Origin of the sequence: Cardinium endosymbiont of Culicoides punctatus (assembly GCF_004354815.1) — a bacterium.
Classification (GTDB): Bacteria; Bacteroidota; Bacteroidia; order Cytophagales; family Amoebophilaceae; genus Cardinium.
In genome coordinates this window covers 1-6,055 of the sequence record NZ_QWJI01000033.1, presented here as the reverse complement: position 1 = coordinate 6,055, position 6,055 = coordinate 1, and the positions used below count along the sequence as shown (strand labels likewise).

Here is a 6,055-nt window from a genome sequence, read left to right as displayed (position 1 = left end):
TTTTATTTTTTTTAACAATCATCTTTACTTAAAAATTAATTTTTAATCGCTCGATATGTCTTAATGAGCTATGTAGGCAGTAAATAAATGAAGATGACAACAAAGCACACTATCATTGCTCTCTAAGACAGATCAGGCTGTATATTTTTAGCTACTGCGGTAAATATACAGAAATATTCTCATGATACTAGACAAGACTTTTACACAATAGGTAATATAGTTTTCAATTTTAATAAAAGTTAAAAACAAAACTGTATCCTAGTACAATAGGCTGGTTTTGTTCTTCTCAAAAGAAGGAGTATATTAACAAAAATATAAAAATATAAAAGGATTAAATCATGTGCAAAGTATCGAGAAAAACGCTTCAATGCTATGCTAGTTTCCCTTTACAACCGAAAATATGCATTATACTAATCATATTAGCAGGCCTTTCTTTTGGCTTATTATGGTTTGGGATTAATAATGAATGCAATCAAAAGTATATGCCAAAACCACGTGGCCATTGTCGAATAGATCTACCAGAACAAGCATATCAACATACCAAAGAAAACCTTCCCTATCAATTTGAATATTCTGTACATGCCGATATATTAGAGAGCAAGAGTATGTATAAACAAAAGTTTTGGGTTGATCTCTACTATCCTCAATTTGAAGCTACAATTTATATTTCCTATCAATCCATCACAGATGACCCTATTTTGTTAGCTCAACTATGCCAACATGCTAGTGAATTAGCATTTAAACATAGCTCACAAGCTGCTTCTATCGAAGAAAGCATTATCCAGACACCAAAAGGATATCAAGCAACGGTTATAGAACTTTTCGGACAAGTTCCTACGCCATTCCAATTTTATATTACCGATGGTAAAAAGCATTTTTTGAGGGGAGCACTTTATTTAAAAACGGCTTCGCAAAATGATTTTTTAGAACCAGTAATCGAATTTATTAAAAAGGACATTATTCATATGCTTAATACATTAGAATGGAAGTCATAATAAACGTAATGACCAAGACATCTTTAATTTTTACCGTATACAGCATAGCTGTATAATACTATTTTTATACAGAACATAAGGTAGTTGAAAAGCGATCATTCATCTGAATCAAAAATCAGAATTTACATATATCTGAGTATTCTCGGAAACATGGGAACTTACTTCCATACGTTTGCTCCAATAATTTATTGGTGAACACATCTTTTGTTATACCAACAGCTATAAGCTTATGATTCAATAATACAAGCCAATCGAAATATTCATATATAGATCCCAAATCGTGGTGTACCACTACAATAGTCTTTCCTGCTGCTACCATTTTTTTTAATAGCGTAACAATAGTTTTTTCCGTAGTAGCGTCTATACCAGTGAAAGGCTCATCCATAAAATACAAGTCTGCATCTTGAGCGAGCGACCTAGCTAAAAATACCCGTTGCTGTTGTCCCCCAGATAATTCTCCAATTTGCCGTTTAGCAAGGTGAGCAATCCCTAGTTCTTCTAGGCACTGCATGGTTACCTCTTTATCTATTTTAGTTGGTCGTTCCAATAACCTCAATCTATTGTATCTACCTAGAAGAGCGATATCAAAGACAGAAGCAGGAAAATCCCAATCTACAGACTCTTTTTGGGGAACATAACTTATACGTTTTCTTACTTTTTCAATGGGGTTTCCAAATAATGATATATTACCTTTCTGATAAGTAATCAGCCCCATAGCAGCTTTTAACAATGTAGATTTTCCAGCCCCATTTGGACCTACTACGCCAATAATTTTACAAGATGGTAGTGAGAAACTTATTTTGTCTAATACAATTTTATTACCTGTGTACGCAACCGTTAAATCTTGAATATGTACAATATTGGTTTCTTGATGCATCATTGTCTATTTTAATGCATTAACAATAGCTATAGCATTGGCTCTAATCATACCACAATAGGTTCCTTCTGGCGTATTAGGTGCTCCCAAAGCATCTGAATAAAGGTACCCTCCTATTTCTGTTTTTTTTTCATAATGGGCACAGCCTTCCAATACAGCACGCATTGATTTATCTGAAACAGAAGTTTCAAAAAAAATTGCCTTGATATTTCTTTCTACAATAAGTTGTACAATACGTTGAATATCTTTTAATCCACATTCAGCCACAGTAGAAATACCTTGTAGTCCGACTACCTCAATATTATAAGCTCTACCAAAGTAACCAAATGCATCATGTGCAGTAATTAATACACGTTGTTTCTCTGGAATAGATTGAATTTGATCTGTAATTTCTTGATGCAAGCGTTCTAGTTTTTCCAAATATGCAACCGTATTTTCTTTGTAATAACCAGCAGATTCCGGTCTTTCTTCTTGTAATTTTTGACTAATAAAGCCAACTACCTGTTGCCAAATGGTTACATCAAACCAAATATGGGGATCTATACCTATAGGAAAAATATCTTCATATATGAACTGTTCTTTATTAAGTGCATCACTAGCAGCATATACTGTTCTTGTCTCTGACAACTTTTCCAAGAGATCACTCATTTTCCCTTCTAAATAGAGTCCATTATAGACGATGATATCAGCACTCATAAGCTTTTGAACATCCCTTTGAGTAGCCTGATAGGTATGAGGATCTATACCAGGACCCATAAGACTAACTACATTCGCATCTTCTTTTACAATATTTTTGATAGCATCTCCTAAGATTCCTGTAGTAGTTAGAATAGTAAATTTAGCATTAGTAGGACTTATGCCAAAAGAAGACAGTGTGAGATAAAAAAAGAAACACAAGACCTTATAGAAAGCGACCCGTTGAAATTTAGTAAAGATAGTCATATTGCTTGTGTAATAGTTCCCTTAATGCATTAATTAATATTAAAAAGTAAAACAGTGAAGCTACATTAATGTATTTTACAAAAGATTTTCTAAACATACACATTTTACATAAATGTAAATCTCCTCATTAATATATGGCATATAGACCAATTTTTTTTAGTGTAAAAATACAAAAAAATCAGAAGCTAATATAAAAATTAGCTTTAGTAGTTACGAACTATATGTATTTGCTACAAAGTTACTAAAATATTATCTGTTATTTTGCGTGATACATTAATTTTATACTGGTTATCAATAATTACATCAATCGATTCATCAAAATGAATTTTTTCTAGAACCGTTATTTTTGCACCTAAATAGATATTTCTTTTGTTCAGATATTGTAAAAAAGACGCTGAATCATCTTTAATAGCACTAACAATAGCACTTTCTCCTTCCGGTATATCCGTAAGTAAATGCCTGCATTTTTCGATAATCTTTCCATTAGAACTGGGAATTACAACCCCATGGGGACTACAATATGGATGACCTAGAAAATTTTCAAGCCGATCTATTAGTATGTCGGAGTCAACATATTGTAATTGATCTGCTACATGATGGATATCATTCCAATCAAATTTTAATTTATCCACTAAAAAAACCTGCCACAGTAAATACTTGCGTATAGTCATTACAGCTAGTTTCCTTCCTATTTCTGATAAACTTACCCCATGGTATTTTTGGTACATAACAAGTTCTTTGCTATGTAGTCTTTGTAGCATATCCGTAGTAGATGCAGCACTCGTATTTAAAAATGTTGCAAGAGCAGTAGTCGAAACAGTTGATTTGTTCTCTTCAGAAATAAGATAAATTGCCTTTAAATAGTTTTCTTCCGAATGTGTAAGCTTCATATTCATAATTATATTAAAACAACGGTATTTTATTCCTTCTTTCTTCCATGCCCATAGTATAAATTTAGTTTGTTCTAAAGATATATTTAGCCATGGCTAAATTTTAATGCGTTTTTAGTAATATTTTATTAATCAAACTAATTTTAGGCCAGTCTAAAATAATATTTAGAAATGACTAAATATGTTATTTTTTTCTTATAATCAATTAAAAAATAATAAGTACAAAAGCATTTTAGACGTGTATTAGTGTATTTATAAAAAATATTTCAGGTAGAAATAAATTAAAAAGATAGGATCATAAAATTCCAGATATACATCGCTGAATTTTATTCATATATAGAATATATATTACACATAATCAAAAATATATACAAGTTATATGAACAAAAGGTTTAACAATTATATCCACAAAAATGCTTAATAAAGTACTATAAACATGTTTCTGCTCCGAATAATATTTGGTATTAAAAAATAAAAATGGTTATTATCAATATTTTATACAAAAAAATTAATTTATAACTTTATTACTTTGTTTTAAATATTTTAGAATAAAAAATAGGCTATATAGCAATTCAAGATTGCTTAAAAGCACACTTTTTCGTATAATTGACCCATATTTTTAAAAAAACATACGGGTTGTTTTTACTTCATTTTCCTTTACGTTATAATTATGAAAATTAACCAATCACTGATCAATCGTCTGATACTTTGCTTCTTCAGAGGACTGTTGTTAATTGTTCCACTGGCAGCTACCATCTACTTAATTTCAGCCATACTACGGAAAATAGATGGGCTAGCTAGTTTTGGAATTCCTGGCCTTGGTATGTTTATCTTAATAGTATCCATCACGTTATTAGGCTACATTGGTCCTACTTTACTCGTGAAGTCTGTTTTTGGCTTTACAGAAGATTTAATAAAGAAAGTTCCATTGATTAGTGTGCTTTATTCCTCATTAAAGGATTTTACTTCTGCTTTTGTAACCAGCAAGAAAAAGTTCGATAAGCCTGCTATGGTTTTAACGGATAAAAGCACGCAAACATATCGAATAGGATTTATTACAAGAGAATCTTTAGAAATTCTTTCTAAACCCAATCATATGGCCGTTTACTTGCCAAATTCTTATGATTTGGCTGGCATACTAATTATTGTACCTTCAGAGCTTGTTACTCCGTTGGATTTATCTAGTTCAGAAGTGATGAAATTTAATTTTTCTGGAGGAGTTACCCCGCTCAAAGGAACTAATGAGCCAGATGATAATACTATAGACATTGATGAAGCATAGTTATGTTCACCTATTTGTGTGACTAAAACGATCACAAATAATTCTCCCAGAGCACTAATTATTATGCAATGATTTTTTGCCTATATTTAGCATTATGCTATTACATACATAGTGTATCTGGTGGTGGTACAAATATATGATACTAAATTACTCAAACTAGATTTTATATTTTTGTTTTGATAATGAATATTTTATTGATTTTTTTGCATAAATAATTCTATTTTTTGTCTTTGTTAAAGCCATTATTTACTATATCTATGTTAGTGAGGTATTCAGAATAGCTTTCTGTAATGTGTTTGCTTAAAAAAAATTAACCACTTCTTATTAAACGACATAAAATACACTCAAGATCAAATACTTATTCCATCATATATTTGTACCACCACCGTGTATCTAATGTCAACCTACCATAGTAGATGATTAACAATCCAATGGAAAAAAATAAAGATAAAGAAATAGATGTTTTAGCCTTAGAAATCCATGATAAGATTAAAGGTCTAAAAATGATCTACAACACGTACACAAAAAAGAGAGGTGCTCCAAAGTTGCTAAACATTTTTTGCAAAAAATGTTTAGCTTATGTGATGACTTATCAAAAAGATGGTCCGGGAAAATTGTTACGATGTTATTTGGATAGAATCCGCTTACCACTAGACTTGCAAAAAAGACAGTTTGAGTATGTAAAAAGAGGTAAAAACACTTCTCTAGACTGTAAAAGCTGCAGCACTATAATTGGCACACCAATCATATACAAACCTGAAAATAGGCCAGCTTACCATATGATATATGAGCATTTTAATGCCATTAATTACGATTGACCATAAATCATAAAAATATATACCTATCATTTTTATGATAATAATGGCAACTCTCCAGGTACCCTATATTCCATGTAAAACAATATTATTTTTATGTATCCGACATTTCGCACAAAAATTTGAGATTTTTTATTTTCTCTATTTATTACATAAATGTTTATATTTTTGGGGTTGTCTCATGATATTTTTACACAAAAAATCATAAAATAAGCCAAAACCTGATTTTAAATATATTATTATTCAATATTTAT

At 30.8% G+C, this 6,055-nt stretch carries 6 protein-coding genes; 3 read left to right on the top strand and 3 right to left on the bottom strand.

The window, feature by feature from the left end:
• The first annotated feature begins 338 nt into the window (after positions 1-338).
• Positions 339-995: a gliding motility lipoprotein GldD gene (gene gldD / locus CCPUN_RS03990; protein ID WP_240034355.1), complete on the top strand. Its 657-nt coding sequence runs from the start codon at positions 339-341 to the stop codon at positions 993-995.
• A 115-nt stretch (positions 996-1,110) separates the two neighbouring features.
• Here gldD and CCPUN_RS03985 read toward each other — a convergent pair whose 3' ends face one another.
• The 3 genes from CCPUN_RS03985 to CCPUN_RS03975 all read right to left on the bottom strand — a co-directional run bounded on the left by CCPUN_RS03985 (position 1,111) and on the right by CCPUN_RS03975 (position 3,710).
• The gene (locus tag CCPUN_RS03985) at positions 1,111-1,875 is read right to left on the bottom strand and encodes a metal ABC transporter ATP-binding protein (RefSeq protein WP_133282287.1); all 765 of its coding nucleotides are present in this window, start codon (positions 1,873-1,875) and stop codon (positions 1,111-1,113) included.
• Positions 1,876-1,878: 3 nt separating this feature from the next.
• Positions 1,879-2,814, bottom strand: a complete 936-nt coding sequence (locus CCPUN_RS03980; protein ID WP_133282286.1) for a metal ABC transporter solute-binding protein, Zn/Mn family — start codon at positions 2,812-2,814, stop codon at positions 1,879-1,881.
• Between the two features lie 230 nt (positions 2,815-3,044).
• Positions 3,045-3,710 (bottom strand): metal-dependent transcriptional regulator, encoded by a 666-nt coding sequence (locus tag CCPUN_RS03975; RefSeq protein WP_240034354.1) that lies wholly within the window; start codon positions 3,708-3,710, stop codon positions 3,045-3,047.
• A 664-nt stretch (positions 3,711-4,374) separates the two neighbouring features.
• Here CCPUN_RS03975 and CCPUN_RS03970 point away from each other — a divergent pair.
• Positions 4,375-4,986, top strand: coding sequence for a DUF502 domain-containing protein (locus CCPUN_RS03970; protein ID WP_133282285.1), 612 nt, complete (start codon positions 4,375-4,377; stop codon positions 4,984-4,986).
• Between the two features lie 416 nt (positions 4,987-5,402).
• Positions 5,403-5,804, top strand: coding sequence for a hypothetical protein (locus tag CCPUN_RS03965; protein ID WP_133282284.1), 402 nt, complete (start codon positions 5,403-5,405; stop codon positions 5,802-5,804).
• The last annotated feature ends 251 nt before the right edge of the window (positions 5,805-6,055 follow it).